This window comes from Enterococcus sp. DIV1206, from assembly GCF_051712485.1.
GTDB classification, from domain to species: domain Bacteria; phylum Bacillota; class Bacilli; order Lactobacillales; family Enterococcaceae; genus Enterococcus; species Enterococcus faecalis.
Window position 1 is genome coordinate 363,549 of record NZ_JBIOOZ010000001.1, and the last position, 14,688, is coordinate 378,236.

General features: G+C 36.9%; 17 protein-coding genes. 10 read left to right on the forward strand and 7 right to left on the reverse strand.

All coding sequences use genetic code 11. The annotated features are described in order from the left end of the window. The first annotated feature begins 167 nt into the window (after positions 1–167). The 3 genes from tyrP (at position 168) to IGK86_RS01850 (ending at position 4,390) form a co-directional block, all read left to right on the forward strand. Positions 168–1,586 (forward strand): tyrosine-tyramine antiporter, encoded by a 1,419-nt coding sequence (gene tyrP / locus IGK86_RS01840; protein ID WP_002355453.1) that lies wholly within the window; start codon positions 168–170, stop codon positions 1,584–1,586. A gap of 124 nt (positions 1,587–1,710) precedes the next feature. Beyond that, positions 1,711–3,117, forward strand: a complete 1,407-nt coding sequence (gene nhaC, locus IGK86_RS01845; RefSeq protein WP_016617058.1) for a Na+/H+ antiporter NhaC — start codon at positions 1,711–1,713, stop codon at positions 3,115–3,117. 355 nt (positions 3,118–3,472) lie between these two features. Beyond that, positions 3,473–4,390, forward strand: a complete 918-nt coding sequence (locus IGK86_RS01850) for a hypothetical protein (protein ID WP_016617059.1) — start codon at positions 3,473–3,475, stop codon at positions 4,388–4,390. A 51-nt stretch (positions 4,391–4,441) separates the two neighbouring features. Here the strand turns inward: IGK86_RS01850 and IGK86_RS01855 are convergent, their stop codons facing one another. The 3 genes from IGK86_RS01855 to IGK86_RS01865 all read right to left on the reverse strand — a co-directional run bounded on the left by IGK86_RS01855 (position 4,442) and on the right by IGK86_RS01865 (position 6,632). Continuing rightward, positions 4,442–4,891 carry a YehR family lipoprotein gene (locus IGK86_RS01855; RefSeq protein WP_002355456.1) on the reverse strand — a complete coding sequence of 150 codons (450 nt, stop codon included), beginning with the start codon at positions 4,889–4,891 and terminating at the stop codon, positions 4,442–4,444. 149 nt (positions 4,892–5,040) lie between these two features. After that, entirely contained in the window at positions 5,041–5,547 is a 507-nt protein-coding gene (locus IGK86_RS01860) for a phosphatidylglycerophosphatase A family protein (protein WP_010710809.1), read from the reverse strand. Positions 5,548–5,678: 131 nt separating this feature from the next. Next, positions 5,679–6,632 (reverse strand): L-lactate dehydrogenase, encoded by a 954-nt coding sequence (locus IGK86_RS01865; protein WP_002355458.1) that lies wholly within the window; start codon positions 6,630–6,632, stop codon positions 5,679–5,681. Positions 6,633–6,799: 167 nt separating this feature from the next. Between IGK86_RS01865 and IGK86_RS01870 the strand changes: the two genes are divergently transcribed. Both IGK86_RS01870 and IGK86_RS01875 read left to right on the forward strand, forming a co-directional pair. Next, positions 6,800–7,162, forward strand: a complete 363-nt coding sequence (locus IGK86_RS01870; protein ID WP_016617060.1) for a DUF4809 family protein — start codon at positions 6,800–6,802, stop codon at positions 7,160–7,162. Between the two features lie 15 nt (positions 7,163–7,177). Beyond that, complete coding sequence (locus IGK86_RS01875) at positions 7,178–7,588, forward strand: DUF4809 family protein (RefSeq protein WP_010828524.1); 411 nt, start codon at positions 7,178–7,180, stop codon at positions 7,586–7,588. Between the two features lie 46 nt (positions 7,589–7,634). Here the strand turns inward: IGK86_RS01875 and IGK86_RS01880 are convergent, their stop codons facing one another. Next, positions 7,635–8,462: a LysR family transcriptional regulator gene (locus tag IGK86_RS01880; protein ID WP_002358639.1), complete on the reverse strand. Its 828-nt coding sequence runs from the start codon at positions 8,460–8,462 to the stop codon at positions 7,635–7,637. Between the two features lie 141 nt (positions 8,463–8,603). On the opposite strand from IGK86_RS01880, the gene IGK86_RS01885 reads away from it, so the two are divergent. Then, complete coding sequence (locus IGK86_RS01885) at positions 8,604–9,572, forward strand: TDT family transporter (protein ID WP_010775572.1); 969 nt, start codon at positions 8,604–8,606, stop codon at positions 9,570–9,572. A gap of 22 nt (positions 9,573–9,594) precedes the next feature. Beyond that, positions 9,595–10,554, forward strand: a complete 960-nt coding sequence (locus IGK86_RS01890) for a GDP-mannose 4,6-dehydratase (RefSeq protein ID WP_016617061.1) — start codon at positions 9,595–9,597, stop codon at positions 10,552–10,554. 13 nt (positions 10,555–10,567) lie between these two features. On the opposite strand, the gene IGK86_RS01895 is transcribed toward IGK86_RS01890, so the two are convergent. Then, complete coding sequence (locus IGK86_RS01895) at positions 10,568–10,915, reverse strand: winged helix-turn-helix transcriptional regulator (RefSeq protein ID WP_002355464.1); 348 nt, start codon at positions 10,913–10,915, stop codon at positions 10,568–10,570. Positions 10,916–11,026: 111 nt separating this feature from the next. Between IGK86_RS01895 and IGK86_RS01900 the strand changes: the two genes are divergently transcribed. Further along, positions 11,027–11,644 (forward strand): nitroreductase family protein, encoded by a 618-nt coding sequence (locus IGK86_RS01900; RefSeq protein WP_002355466.1) that lies wholly within the window; start codon positions 11,027–11,029, stop codon positions 11,642–11,644. A gap of 186 nt (positions 11,645–11,830) precedes the next feature. Then, positions 11,831–12,844, forward strand: coding sequence for a lipoate--protein ligase (locus IGK86_RS01905; RefSeq protein WP_010713918.1), 1,014 nt, complete (start codon positions 11,831–11,833; stop codon positions 12,842–12,844). A 70-nt stretch (positions 12,845–12,914) separates the two neighbouring features. Here the strand turns inward: IGK86_RS01905 and IGK86_RS01910 are convergent, their stop codons facing one another. After that, positions 12,915–13,769: a M48 family metallopeptidase gene (locus IGK86_RS01910; RefSeq protein WP_002382951.1), complete on the reverse strand. Its 855-nt coding sequence runs from the start codon at positions 13,767–13,769 to the stop codon at positions 12,915–12,917. 182 nt (positions 13,770–13,951) lie between these two features. After that, entirely contained in the window at positions 13,952–14,287 is a 336-nt protein-coding gene (locus tag IGK86_RS01915; protein WP_002355470.1) for a hypothetical protein, read from the reverse strand. 115 nt (positions 14,288–14,402) lie between these two features. Between IGK86_RS01915 and IGK86_RS01920 the strand changes: the two genes are divergently transcribed. Continuing rightward, positions 14,403–14,687: a hypothetical protein gene (locus IGK86_RS01920; protein ID WP_002366136.1), complete on the forward strand. Its 285-nt coding sequence runs from the start codon at positions 14,403–14,405 to the stop codon at positions 14,685–14,687. Position 14,688: the final 1 nt, after the last annotated feature.

Consider the following 14,688-nt stretch of genomic DNA (forward strand, 5'->3'; position numbering starts at 1 on the left):
ACGAGGGAACGTTCGTCTGGTTGATTTATCTATTGAATAAATCAACCAGACGGCTAACCTCTTAACCAATTCTTTGTCTGGGTAAGAGGCAGTCGAATGACTGTTTTACTCAGCGTATAACAGTCATTCATGCTCCTTATCCAAAATCTTATAAGGAGTGTACAAAATTGGATAAACAACAAGTTAAAAAAATTGAATTAGGTACTTTTATCGGTTTAACAATGGCATTGTGTGCAACTGTACGTAGTATCCCAACACTTGCTGCTGTTGGTTGGACATTAATTTCTTACACAATTTTCGCGGTCTTATTCTTTGCTGGTCCAATCGCATTGATATCTGGTGAATTATCTACGATGCTTCCTCAAGAAGGTGGCCCTCAACTTTGGGTTAAAACTGCCTTAGGTAGCAAATGGGGTTTTGTTGTCGCTTGGTTACTATGGGTGCAAATGTTCCCAGGAATGGTAATGGTTGCTTCTACATTAGGCCCTTTGCTAGGTAATACATTTGGTAATGTTCACTTAGGTGAAAATCATTGGTTCGTATTAGGTTGTATCTTAGTGATTTACTGGATTATTACAATCTTGAACTTGAAATTTGACATGGCGAAAGTTGGCGGAAATATTGGTGTTTGGCTAGGTGTTTACATCCCAGTATTAGTTATGTTTGTTTTAGGTCTTCTTTCAATGATTAAAGTAGGCTTAACACCTGGCGGCTATTTAGGTGCCTTCTCTTGGTCAAAAGTTTTACCAAACTTAGAAAATATGGACACATTTAAATATCTAGCAGGGATTGCGTTTATCTTTGTTGGGATTGAAATGTCTTCTGTTTATATTCCTCGTTTGAAAGATGCAACAAAAAATTATACAAAAGGCGTTTTCATTTCATTAATTGGTTTAGTTTTATTAAACGTTATTAATGCAATGTTTGTTGCTAATATTGTTCCAAATGGCAAAATGGAATTGTCTAACATTACACAACCAATTTTGCTTTATTGTGACGTTTTAGGTTTACCAACAATTATTGGTAATATCTTTAGTTTCATGGTCTTCTTAGGTGTGTTATTACAATTATCTGCTTGGGTTACTGGACCATCAAAAACAATTATTCAAGTTGCTCGTGATGGCTTATTGCCACCAAAATTTGGTTTCCATCGCGAAAATAAATATGGCGTTTCTCGTAACGTTGTGTTAACACAATCTGTGGTTATCTCATTATTCGCTTTACTTTATGGGGTAATGGATGATGTCAACGCTGTATTCTTAACTTTAACAAATGCAACAACAATTATTTATAGTATTGTGTATGTATTGATTGCGATTTCCCTAATTAAATTACGTAAATCTCAACCAGATACACTACGTCCTTACCGAATTGGTAAAAAAGGTAATGGCTTAGCTTATTTAGTGGCAGCAATGTTAATTTTTAGTGTTATCATTGTTATTTTCGCCACATTAGGTACAACAACCGTGACTGATGCAGTCTTAGTTGCATTAATCACTATTGTCATGTTTGTGATTCCGTTAATCATTAATCGCTTTAAAAAAGCAAGTTGGGCAACGGAAGTAAAAGAAGATTTAGGTGAATAAAAAGGCTAGCAATTATTTTGCTGAGTGCCTCTTCACCTGATGACTATAGTAAATTGTCGTTTGGAAACTGAAGCAAGTTCGATTATTGCTTCAGTTTTCGCTTTCCATAAAAGGAGGTTTTCATATGAAATCAACGAAACCCACTGTTTCGTTCGCTGAAAGTTTAGGCATTTTGATTGCCTTGTTAGCGATTCTCGGGTACTTAATTATTGGTCAAAAATTAACCCCTCACATACCGATTCTTTTTGTGTTCATGTTGTTGTTGCTTTATGGCAAATGGAAAGGATTTTCTTGGGATGAGATCCACGAAGGCATTGTGGAAGGGATTAAACCAGGGATCATTCCGATTATTATTTTCTTGTTGATAGGTGTCTTAGTTGCTACTTGGATCTTGTCTGGGACGATTCCAACAATTATGGTCTATGGTTTTAAAATTATCTCAGTGAAGTTCTTCTTACCAACCGTTTTTGTGGTCTGTGCACTAGTTGGTGTGACGGTAGGGAGCTCCTTTACGACTGTTTCAACTATGGGGATTGCCTTTCTAGGTATTGGACATATTCTTGGATTCGACAATGCGATGACAGCTGGCGCAGTTGTTTCAGGTGCCTTTTTAGGGAACAACATTTCACCGTTATCTGATACAACAAACTTAGCTGCTGGAATTGGTGGCGTGAACCTTTTTGAACATATACTAAACATGATGTACACTGTTATTCCGGCGTTTATTATTTCGATTGTCAGCTATATCTTCTTGGGACATCAATCTGGTTCGGCGGATTTACAATCGGTTGATGCAATGGTCCAAACGTTACATCAAGGATTCTGGATTTCACCGATTACATTGTTGCCAGTAGCGGTTTTATTCTTATTCGCTTGGAAAAAGGTACCGGCTATTCCAACGTTACTAGTCGGCTCTACAGTGGCGGTCATCTTAGCTTTTATAAATGATCATCACCTAAGTTTAGCGAAAGTTTCTACCATCTTAATGAGTGGTTATGTGGCAGATACAGGGGATCAAAGTATTGATACACTTTTATCTCGTGGTGGGATTGAAAGCATGTTAGGTTCTGCTGCGTTGATTATTTTGGCATTAGGTTTAGGCGGCTTGTTGATTAAGTTTAACATCGTGGCTACTTTAATTGATAAAATTAAAGGCTATGTGAATAATCCAGCCAAATTAATCGCTTTAACTGCCTTAAGTTCTGTGGGAATTAACTTACTAGTTGGCGAACAATATTTGTCAATTATTTTACCAGGGGAAACATTTAAATCCTCATTTACTCGTTTAGGTATTGATAAAAAATATTTAACTCGTACTTTGGCAGATGCTGGGGCGGCAGTCAACTCGCTAATTCCTTGGGGAGTTAGTGGTACCTTCATTATGGGAACGTTAAAAGTTGGTGCACTAGAATACTTACCGTATGCCTTTTTCCCATTGCTTTGCCCTATTATTACCGTCATTCTGGGGATATTCTTAAAAAAACAACAAGGGGAAAACAAAAAAGCACCAGGGACTAACGTTGAATTGTGAGTTTTTTCAGATAATTAAACAATTGGTTACGATTGAACCTCAGTGTCTCTGCTGATTGGTTCAATCGTTTTTTCGTCACAGATTTTTTACAATTCTTCATATAATCTTTGAAGCTCCTTAAAGGCAATTTAATTATTCTAAGTTATGATACAAAGGATCAATCAAATAGGTGGATGAACGTGGTGTTAAACTCATAGAGACTAACAGTAGTTTATTCTTGCTCAATGTTGAGGTGTAGGTTCGAATCCTACCGTCCACTTTCTGTTATTTAAACCAACTAGAACGAAACACAAACAAGTGACGGATACACATGATTAAGGTACAATAGGGGTAGGGAAAACAAGGAGGAATTCTTATGAAAAAGATAGGGCTTATTTCTAGTGCTTTTCTTTTAACCCTTGCTTTAGCAGCATGCGGCGGCGGAAAAAGTACAGAAAATACGGATAGTCGTTCCAGTGCTGCGGAAAGTACCACAGTCGAGAGTACAAAAGCATCTGCTACAAAAGAATCAAGTAGCAAAGCAGCAACGAAATCTAGTGATGCGAAACCGTCAGGAACAACGACAGCTGATTCGAAAGCAACAGCTTCTTCTACGAAGGAAGCGGCAAATAATGGCTCAGCAGAAAAACAATCACCCGCGAAAAATGCGAATCCAGATGACCAAGCCAAGCAAGTGCTTAACCAGCTAGCAAACATGTTTCCTGGTCAAGGCTTACCGCAGGCAATTTTAACGAGTCAAACGAATAACTTTTTAACTGCAGCGACAACTTCACAAGCGGATCAAAACAATTTCCGTGTTTTATATTATGCAGAAAAAGAAGCGATTCCGGTGAATGATGCACGTGTCAATCAGTTAACGCCAATTAGTTCTTTTGAGAAAAAAACATATGGCTCTGATGCCGAAGCAAAAAATGCAGTGAACCAAATCATTGACAATGGCGGTCAACCAGTAGATTTAGGTTACAATATTACTGGGTATAAACAAGGGGCGGCAGGTTCTAGTTACTTATCTTGGCAAGAAGGCAATTGGAGTTTAGTCGTACGGGCCTCAAATATCAATGGTGAATCGCCTGATGATTTAGCGAAAAATGTTGTCAACATTTTGGAACAAGAAACATTACCAGCACCGAATACCGTTGGTCAAATCACACTGAACGTGGCAGGAACCACTGACTATAATCGAAACTCAGTAGTTTGGCAAGCCGGTACAGTCATTTACTCTGTCCATCATTTTGACCCAATTCAAGCAGTAAAGATGGCAACATCGATTTAAATAATCAAAAGAAAGCGTGCAACAATGCCCATTGTCGCACGCTTTCTTTTATTATTTTTGTTCTGTATAACCTTGTGACTCCACCAATTCTTGGCTTTTCTTCATGCTGATTCCCTTAGAAGAATCTCCATCAATCTGGATACCATCCACTTTTTTGGCTTTATCATAATCAAGTTTTTCATAATTAATCGTCAATTTTTCGATGGCTTGTTTGTCCTCATAGGTCAGTTTGTAATCAAGCCCTTTGATGTCCTCATATTGTTTAGAAACGGGTTCCAACGCTGTTTTTGCCTCTTCTTTTGTAATCCCCAATTTGTCATAAGAAACAATGTTTTTAGCCGTTTGCGTTAAGACTTTATCTCCTTGGTACGTATAGGTTAAGGTGGAATCAATCCCATCTTGTGGCGAACCTACAAAGGTTTTTGTCTCTATTTTTGAACCGCAACTTGCAAGAAAAAATACCCCAATAAAAATTAAAAATACACGTAAAAACTTTTTCATTTCTAGATAACCTCCTTTAGCTGTTTATTCTTGACTGTAACATAACACGGCAAATAATTACTGTTAAGTAGAAAGCTTGTGAGAAGTCCAGCAAATAAAACTAAATAAAAAAACTTGCCTCTTCATTTTATGAGAAGAGGCAAGTTTTTTTATTTAGTAATATCACTTAAATCTGGTTGTGAGTGGGCCAACCGACTGGCAGCCGCAGCCGCAATTGCGCCCACGATATCATCCAAGAATGTGTGGACATGTTCGCCATCATGCGCATTTAACTCTTTTAAAATGCCTGGTTTTACCTTGTCGATATACCCATAGTTCGTAAAACCGATAGATCCATAAACATTTACAATGGAGAGCGCCATAATTTCATCAATGCCATAAAGCCCTTCATCTTCCGTTAAAATTTCTTGTAACGGTGAGAGTAGCTTGTTTTCTTCTGCCAGAATATCCAGTTGGACACCTGTAATAATCGCGTTGTGTACTTCACGCTTTGTTAACACTGCATCAATACTTTCTAAACAAGTATCTAATGTTAAATTATCAATATAATCTTTTTGTAAAAATAACACAAGTTCAGCTAAATCATTCATTGTTACGCCACGTTCTTGCAATAAACGACGTGCGCTATTTTCTAACGTATCTCCTTGGATTACCATTTTTTGTCCTCCTAATTTCTGCTTTAGTTGAAGTTCTTCTTTCATGGTACCAAAAAGAACGATAAAGGGGAATTAGAATCTATTTTGGTAGAGAATAATTTAGTTGAAGTGTTATTTTTAGTTAAAAATTACTAAGCGTTCGGTTGTAACGATGCCATCACTTGTTTTAATTGTGTCACTGATTTTTGGAAGAGTTCTTTTTCAGAAGCATTCAGATTCAATTCAATAATGTCAGTCACACCTTGATTGCCAACGACTGCAGGAATCCCTGTAAATACATCTTGTTGCCCATATTGCCCATCTAAGTAAGCTGAGACAGGTAAAATAGCTTGTTCATTATTTAAAATGGCTTTAACAATGCGTGCAGTACTCATACCAATCCCATAATAGGTCGCTTGTTTGCGATCGATAATTTCATAAGCTGTATTTTTCACTTTATCAGAAATGATTGGTAAATCATCACTAGTTAAGCGCTCTGTCGTATCCACAATTTCTAAAATAGGTTTTGTTCCAATCATGGTATGAGACCAGACAGCCACTTCAGAATCCCCGTGTTCGCCAATAATATAGCCGTGAACATTGCGTGGATCAATCGCTAAACGTTGAGACAGTTCTTTGCGGAAACGAGTTGTGTCCAAAGTTGTACCAGTTCCAATTACTCTTGAAACAGGTAAACCAGAAGCTTGCCAAGCCACATAAGTCAGTACATCGACAGGATTTGAGGCAATCACTAAAATTCCATCAAAACCAGATTTCATGATATTGTTAACAATTGTTTTCATAATTTCTGCATTGATTGAAACCAAATCTAGACGACTTTGCCCAGGTTTTTGATTAGCGCCAGCTGTAATCACGACGATATCGGCATCTTGGCAGTCTTGATAGTCGCCAGCCCAGACGTTTACATTTTCTTGACCCCAAGACACACCATCTAATAAGTCAATTGCTTCGCCTTCAGATTTGGCTTTGTCAATATCAACTAAGATTAATTCATTCGCAATCCCTTGGTTGATCATGGAATAGGCAATACTTGTGCCAACAAAACCAGTACCAATAATTGCGACTTTTTTGTTAAATACTTTCATCGTTCATCTCTTCTTTCTGTAATATTTCTTTCTTAGTGAATTATATCACGAACTTTTTGGGTGTGGTTATACCAATCTGTAATAGTCTTTATTAACAATTTAAATAAGGGAAGCGTGCTTTTTTTGTTATGATAAGAGTAGGAAAATAGAGGAGATAAGGAGGCAAAATGACAACGACAACAGTGTATTATGCAAGCAATAATGAAAAACAGCCGAACCGTTTTCAACTAGTTATCGGTAGCTGTAGCTATGAACTTCCAAAAATAGAAATCTACGAAATCCTGGAATGTGTCGCTTCAGCATATGGCTATCAAAAAGAACCATGCATTGAAGAACAAACAGAATGTTTTGTTAAAGGCAACCGTTGTATACATGTTTCCCAACAAGCGATGACGTTGACTTTTGTTGTGAATGATCTGCGTTTAGTAATGGAAAAACAATGCCGAAATCACGAAGAAGTCTTTCAAGAAGTCAATCATATTTTATTGAATATTTTTGAGGAGACCCCTTGTGTTTTTCTCGAAAAGTAGGAAAGAAGGATTAAGATGAAACAGGTGAAAATAACAACTACCTCAGATTTGATTAATGGCGGCTGCAATGCCTGTCCGAATGTGAAGTGTACGAATTATCTTGTTCATGTAGAAGATGAAACAATTGCGTTAGAAACACTAACCGTTGCAGATTTAGTAACTTTATTAGCACTCAAAGAAGGGTTTCGTCAAAAATTAGTTATGGAAATGTTCGAAGAATATACGGTGTTTGAAAGGGAAACTCATCAAGTTGTATTCAAGGAAGAGGAAACGAGAATTCTTTTTCAATCAAAAAAACAGACCATTCAAAGCACTCTTTTGTCTAAAGAGCCACAACAAGTGTTCCAAGAAACCCAGCAAATTTTACACCAACTATTTGAGTTAGAACCTTTTGAATTTGAATTGGTAGAGGAAACTGATGAATAAAAAACAGGAAAACGATTTAGCGAAAGCTAAGTCGTTCTCCTGTTTTTTAGGTTTGTCGTTCACGAATTTTTTCAACGATTCGGTTATAAACTTCAGAGAAGGAAGTATTGGCATGGTGATCGGTCTGGACAATGAAAATTTTTCGAGAAGCAAAGGACTGATCAATTGGTTGCCAAGGGATCTCATCGGAAATAGATAATCGAGAAACAATTGATTGCCCAATGTTATTTTTTAGCAATTGTAACAGGACTTCGTTGTTGTTTAATTCGATAATTGGTAAGTTGATGCTGTGTTCGTTGAGATAAAGCTCATTGAAAAAACGTAAGCCAGAGTTCTTTTCTCTTAAGAGCCAAAATTTTGAAGCGGCATCTCCTGCTAGAACTAGTTGATCTTCATAAACAATTTCTTTGTGTAGATTTTTGGTTTCAATGGGTTTTTCAATTAGTCCAATGTGGGCATGATTATTTTGAACCATATCCACGACTTCGTTTGAATTCATCAGTTGAATCGAAAAGTTGATGAGTGGAAAAGCGGTAACCAAACTCTCCATAATATCTGGCAATAAATAAATAGCAACTGTATTTGAAGAGGCTATAATGCAGTCTTCTTTAAAATTCTCTTTTTCTGCAGCTTGCGCAAAAGAAGTAGTTAAGCTTTCAATAATCGAGAGCATTTTTGGATATAAAAAATCAGCTTCTTTGGTAGGAATAACCGATTGTTTTCCATTACGATAGAACAGCTTGATCGAAAAGTGTTGCTCTAATTTCTTGATTTGCAAAGAAACAGTTGGCTGAGAAATATACAATTGTTTGGCCGCCGCACTAAAATTTTTGGTTTCATACACAGCAATAAATGTTTTGATCCATTCGAACATAAAATCGCCTCTTTCTATTTACTATCTTAATAGTTGGTATTGCAAATATTTATTTTACAAATATAAATATTTCATTTAGTATAATAACATACTTTTGATTAATATCAATAATAATAAATAAAGACGGAGTGTGACTACATAATGGTAGAAAGTGCGAAAAAATTCTTGCGGAAAGTCCCGATTCCCATTTGCGGACTAATTTTAGGGATGGTTTCTTTGGGGAATTTACTTTATTCCTTGGGATATGCAACAATTGGGACCATTTATTGTGTACTTGGCAGTCTCTTAATGATTTTAGTTATTTTAAAAATTATTTTTACAATGAAACATGCATTAAGCACCTTAGATGATCCAATTATTGCTTCGGTATCACCAACATTTACAATGGCTTTAATGGTTATCTGTGTTTTCTTAGATCGGATATTTACCAATGCTGCTTGGATTAACGTGTTGTGGATTGGCGCAGTGGTTTTACATTTTATTTTAATGATTTATTTTGTAGCGGTGCATATTTTTCCAACAAAAATCGAATTGGAACACATTTATCCAAGCTGGTTTATTACGTTTGTCGGCATTGGCGTTATTCCTAATACTTCTCAATTGTTTATCAATGAGTTGGGAAAAATTGTTTTTTGGGTAGCGTTGTTCTTTTATTTACTCTTGTTACCAATTTTAATCAAGAGAATTACGAAGTCGAAAGAAATGCCTGAATCGACCATTCCTTTATTGACGATTATGACAGCGCCAGGTTCGTTATGTTTAGCTGGCTATATTTCAATGGGTGGTCATTTGTATATGCCATTAGTTGTTTTCTTGCTAATTTTATCTCAATGTATTTATGGGATTGTAGTTGTGAATCTATATAAAATTATGCAAGTGACATTCTATCCAAGTTATGCTGCCTTTACATTCCCATTAGTGATTTCTGCGACAGCATTAGTCAAAGTTAAACCTTTATTTGCAGAAAAGGTAGGCCTAACGAGTCTGTTAAATATTTTGTCTACTTTTGAACTTTTATTAGCTGTGGCTATTGTAAGTTATGTGTTCATTCGATATTGCATTTTTTTATTCCAAAGAGAAAATAACACGAAAAAAGTGGAATTAAATTAAAAAAAAGAGAGGAAGCAAAGAGGTGAAGAAACTATTAATTACTGGAGGAGCTGGCTTTATTGGTTCTAATTTGGCTAATTTTTATAGTCAACAGTATCAAGTTTTTGTGATTGATGATTTGTCCATGGGGCGAGTGTCAAATTTGCAACAAACTGAGCAGTTGGTTTTTATTAAAGGAAGTGTGACGGATCAGCAATTATTGGACGAAGTACTTTCAAAGCATTCGTTTGAGTACATCTTTCATCTTGCGGCTGTGGCAAGCGTGGCAAGTTCTGTGGCACAGCCTCTAGAGACCCACGAGGTCAATTTTTTAAGTGTATTGAAAATACTGGAATCAATAAAAAAATATCAAAAAAAGCTCAAACGTTTTGTTTTTGCTTCGTCGGCAGCCGTTTACGGTGCAGAGCCAACGTTGCCTAAAAGAGAAACTTCGGTGATTTGCCCTTTGAGTCCCTATGCTATTGATAAGTTTGCTGCTGAACGTTATGTTCTCAATGAATACCATTTACATGGGGTACCTACAAGCGCAGTTCGCTTCTTTAACGTCTATGGTCCCAATCAAAATCCTGCTTCACCCTATTCTGGTGTCCTGTCCATTTTGATGGATTGTTATATCCAATTAGAGCAAGGGCAAGCGAGCCAATTTCAAATATTTGGAGATGGTCAGCAAACACGTGACTTTATCTACATTGAGGATGTCCTAACTGCATTAGATTTAGTAGCAACCAAAAGTGAAGCGTTGGGACACGTTTATAATGTGGGTACCGAAGTTGCCATTTCCCTTAATCAATTAATTGAAGAAATGAACCAATTAGTGGGACTTCCTTTGCCAGTTTCTTATCAAAAGGAACGAGATGGCGATATAAAATATTCTCTTTCAGATAGTTCTGCTTTGAAAGGCTTAGGTTTTTCGCCCGTTTATTCAATTCAAGAAGGACTTCAAAAATATCTTAAGTTTACCCATAATACCCAAAATAGATAAAAAAAGACGAGACTTATTTGTTAAGTCTCGCCTTTTTTTGTGCAAATGTTTCGCCCCAATGGCAAAGTGAAGAGAGGGCATCGTAAAGAGCATATCCTTCCGGAGTGAGCGTATATTCCACACGCGGGGGCAGTTCGTTAAAGGATTCTCGATGGACTAGGCCATCTTTTTCCATTTCTCTCAAGCGATCTGTCAGGACGCGCTGAGTGATTCCGTCGAGCGCACGCATCAATTCACCGTTGCGCTTGGTTCCTTGGAATAATTCATCCATTAATGATAATTTCCATTTGCCGTTAATGGTGGAAAGGGCTAAGTTGATACTGGTTTGTTTATCAGTTGTCATAGTTTCTCCTTGTGACACGTAATGGTTACTTTTTTCTTCCTAGGTGAATAAAAAGTGCGTACTTTTTTTCTCCATCATAGTGAGTAATAATAACTATGTCAAGTAAGGCAAGAGGAAGGAAGAAGAAATATGATGTATCAAGATGTTGTTCGCAGCCGCCGCTCAGTTCGGGATTTTATGCCAGATGTTGAGATTCCTAAAGAGGAATTAATGGCCATAATTGAGGAAGCGATGTTCGCGCCAAATAGTACCAATTTAAATTCATGGCGTTTTTTAATTGTCACAGAAAAAGAACAAAAAGAGGCCCTTTACGAAGTTTCGATGCAACAACCAGCAGTTAAAGGGGCAGCGGCGGTGATTATTTTATTAGGCGATTTGACTGCTTATACAGTGGCCAATGCAGATGAAATCAGTGCTAAAGCTGTCGCACAAGGAACGATGACGGAAGAAATTCGTCAAGGAATTAATGAAAATGTTTCTTGGTACTATGATGTTAGTGAAGAACAAAAAAGAGAGTGGCTAATGTTAGACCAAGGCTTAGTTGCAATGCAGCTGATGCTTTCCGCAAAAGATCGAGGCTATGATACTGTGGCGATGTCTGGGTTTGAAACGGAAGCTGTTCGCAAGTTATTTAATATTGAGGATCATTTAGTGAACGGACTGATTATTCCGATTGGCAAAGCTCAAACACCCGGCTTTGAAACAGTCCGACGAGATGTTTCAGAAGTAGTAACTTGGTTAGACTAAAAAGCTAAACAGTTCTGTAACTGCTGTTTATTAGATTTTGAGCGTGGAACAAACATCCAAAGTGATTGTTGTCCCACGTTCTTTTTTTGTTGATCATCCTCTTTTGAGAATGGCCAGAGAAGACGTTTAGTGAACCAATTTTGAAAGAAAGTGATACACTAGAAGAAAAAGAAGTGGGGCGACCTTATGCGTTATGTCATAATGCAGTCACGAGATATTCGTGAAAATTTAGCAACGGAAGATTATCTATTAAACACTCTCTCTTTTGAAGAGCCCTTAGTGTTGTTCTATATTCAGGAACCCTGTGTTATTTTAGGCCGAAATCAAAATGCTTATGAAGAAATTGACTTAGCTTATGCTAGAAAGAAGGGAATCGTTATTACTCGCCGTTTATCGGGCGGTGGTGCTGTTTATGATGATCTCGGGAATGTCAGCTTTAGTTTTGTTGTTCAGGAAGGACATCAAGCTTTTGGGGATTTTAAAGCGTTCACTAAACCAATTATTGAAGCATTACATAAAATGGGCGCAACGGGGGCCGAGATTAGCGGTCGCAATGATTTATTAATTGATGGGAAAAAATTTTCTGGCAATGCCATGTATACAAAAAAGGGAAAGATGTATACTCATGGTACCTTGATGTATGATGTTGATTTGGCAGAAGTTCAACGTGTCTTAACTGTTTCTAAGAAAAAAATTGAATCAAAAGGGACAAAATCTGTTCGGGGACGCGTAACCAATTTACGGCCGTACTTAGACGAAAAATATCAACAATTAACCATTGAGGAATTTCGCAATCGTTTACTGATGGAGCTCTTTGATGTCGAATCTCTAACTGAAATTGCGGAGAAAGAATATGTCCTAACCAAAGCAGATCAACAGGAAATTAGGAAATTGGTCGCTGAAGTGTATGGCAATGAAGCTTGGATTTTTGGTGAAGCGCCTAAATTTACGATCAAAAAAGAAGAAAAGTTTAAAGGCGGCATTGTGGATGCACGTTTGACTGTTGAAAAAGGTAAAATAATTGAGTTAACGATTTATGGTGATTACTTTGCCAAAAAAGAAACAGCGGAAATCGTTGCGGCTTTATTAGGTGTGGACTATCAGTATTCATCAATTTGGCAAGCATTAGCAGCGTTTAACTTTGAAGACTACTTTGTAAATATCACCAAAGAAGAATTTGTTCATTTATTGGTGGATTAATAAACGTGCTGGGACAAAAGTTAAAGAATCTTTTGTCCCAGCACGTTTATTTAATGATGGTTGGCTCTTGCTAGAAAAATTTCCCATGAACGTCCCAATTGCCAGTATCTTTGGCTTTTTTCAATGTTTGCATTCGACGGAAGCCAACAGGATGATCGGATAAGAAGTTACTCAATTTAAGCCAGATGGTATCATCATGTAAATCAATACTGTGAAAGTATTCTTCTAAATCCACACGACTGCCCATGTATTTTCCTGAAAATAAATAAATCATGCTTAAAGCACCTTCTTCGGCGTAGTATAAACCTGCGCGATCAGCGGTATATTCTTGCGTTCTTGTAAAACTTTTATCTAACGCAACTGGTTTCAAAATAATGGATAACATTAGCCGCCATAAATTAGTGTGTCCACATTTATGGTGTCCTAGCTCGTGTGCCAAAATAAAGCGAATCAGCGAAAAATCGCCTGTATTGTACGCGATATCCAACAAATCACTGTGAATGACAACATAGCGTCTGTGTAAAGAGCATTTTGCCGCAAAAGCGTTTAAGACACCATTCCCGTTGATTAAATAAAGACGTGGCATCCTTAATTTTTTAGTGCCAAAGCCCATTTCTTTTGCTAAATCAATATACAAGGAATAAATTTCTGGTAATTGATTTTCTGTAATTTCCACTCCGTTAGAAGCAGTGTCCATGTACATATAACGAATGGTAAAAAAAGCAATGACTGGCGCAATTGGTGCAATTAAAACAATTAATAACCAGTCAGGAATCGGCAAATCACTCAATATTAATAAGGCAACTAACCCCAATGCGAAAAACAATAAAACAAAACCAATGATAATCATTGGTACTTCAAAACGATAACGTAACTTAGCAACAGAAATTTCTTTCTTTTTTTCCTGCGGTTGACACATAAACATTCCTCCCCAAACATTTCCCAAACACTTTTTCAAATAAAATGACTTACCTGTTACTTCTAATATACCATTGGTTAATCGATAATGACAATGGTGGGAACTTGAATAAAGGTAATTATATCAAGTGATTAATGAAAGGGACTCGTTGTACGCAGGGAATTGGTCTATCTTGATTAAATAAAATTTTAATAATCTAACTGTTTTAGACGTAATAAAGTAGTTTCTGGAGTTAATTTTTTAATAACATACAAACGCAAAATCGCATGTTCAATTTTTTGTTCTTCTGGCGATAGCTCCGAATTTATATAGGATAACTTCTCGATTAAATAGGTTAAAAATGAGCCAGCGCCTTGGCTACCCACTAAAAAGCCCATTTCTTCCGTTTCGGTTAATTGTTGTTTTTTTAAGTGGTATATTTCTTGTGCAAGTGCCCCCGAGATAATGATTTCATCTGTTTGCTTGTTCAAATTTGTTAGTAAGTCGCTTTTTGTTGCTACTGTAACAGTTTCCATTGCACTCATCCTTTGCTTTTATATGATACATCTAGTATAACATGGTCTCACTTTTTTTTATTTTTCCTCTTGCTCTGGTACGCGTTTCATAAGGTAAGCTAGGTGTATCAAAATATTGGAGGGTATGAAAATGAATGTTATAGTGGAGATAAGCGATAGACTTGGTATGGATTACTATTTTGTCTCGGTGACTACGACGGCCAAAAGTCTGCAGTTAAATAGTCCCAAAAAATACTATAAGATTTGGCATCAAGAAATTCCGTACCATCAGATAACGGAGTGGCACTTGACACAGCAGGAGGATATTCAGGAAATTTCTTTTGCTTGGCAGGAGACCTTTTATCGTTTTGTTGATTACGGGACAGGGATTGTGCCTTATTTAACTCAATTTTGTAAAGTAATGAGGTGAA

What these genes read in the sequence shown, in the direction of transcription:
- nhaC (WP_016617058.1), top strand. Translation starts at nt 1,711, where the DNA reads ATGAAATCAACGAAACCCACTGTTTCGTTCGCTGAAAGTTTAGGCATT.
- IGK86_RS01875 (WP_010828524.1), top strand. Translation starts at nt 7,178, where the DNA reads ATGAAACAGGTGAAAATAACAACTACCTCAGATTTGATTAATGGCGGC.
- IGK86_RS01880 (WP_002358639.1), bottom strand. Translation starts at nt 8,462, where the DNA reads ATGTTCGAATGGATCAAAACATTTATTGCTGTGTATGAAACCAAAAAT.
- IGK86_RS01870 (WP_016617060.1), top strand. Translation starts at nt 6,800, where the DNA reads ATGACAACGACAACAGTGTATTATGCAAGCAATAATGAAAAACAGCCG.
- IGK86_RS01910 (WP_002382951.1), bottom strand. Translation starts at nt 13,769, where the DNA reads ATGTTTATGTGTCAACCGCAGGAAAAAAAGAAAGAAATTTCTGTTGCT.
- IGK86_RS01900 (WP_002355466.1), top strand. Translation starts at nt 11,027, where the DNA reads ATGATGTATCAAGATGTTGTTCGCAGCCGCCGCTCAGTTCGGGATTTT.
- IGK86_RS01920 (WP_002366136.1), top strand. Translation starts at nt 14,403, where the DNA reads ATGAAAATGAATGTTATAGTGGAGATAAGCGATAGACTTGGTATGGAT.
- IGK86_RS01860 (WP_010710809.1), bottom strand. Translation starts at nt 5,547, where the DNA reads ATGGTAATCCAAGGAGATACGTTAGAAAATAGCGCACGTCGTTTATTG.
- IGK86_RS01905 (WP_010713918.1), top strand. Translation starts at nt 11,831, where the DNA reads ATGCGTTATGTCATAATGCAGTCACGAGATATTCGTGAAAATTTAGCA.
- IGK86_RS01850 (WP_016617059.1), top strand. Translation starts at nt 3,473, where the DNA reads ATGAAAAAGATAGGGCTTATTTCTAGTGCTTTTCTTTTAACCCTTGCT.
- IGK86_RS01855 (WP_002355456.1), bottom strand. Translation starts at nt 4,891, where the DNA reads ATGAAAAAGTTTTTACGTGTATTTTTAATTTTTATTGGGGTATTTTTT.
- IGK86_RS01865 (WP_002355458.1), bottom strand. Translation starts at nt 6,632, where the DNA reads ATGAAAGTATTTAACAAAAAAGTCGCAATTATTGGTACTGGTTTTGTT.
- IGK86_RS01915 (WP_002355470.1), bottom strand. Translation starts at nt 14,287, where the DNA reads ATGAGTGCAATGGAAACTGTTACAGTAGCAACAAAAAGCGACTTACTA.
- IGK86_RS01885 (WP_010775572.1), top strand. Translation starts at nt 8,604, where the DNA reads ATGGTAGAAAGTGCGAAAAAATTCTTGCGGAAAGTCCCGATTCCCATT.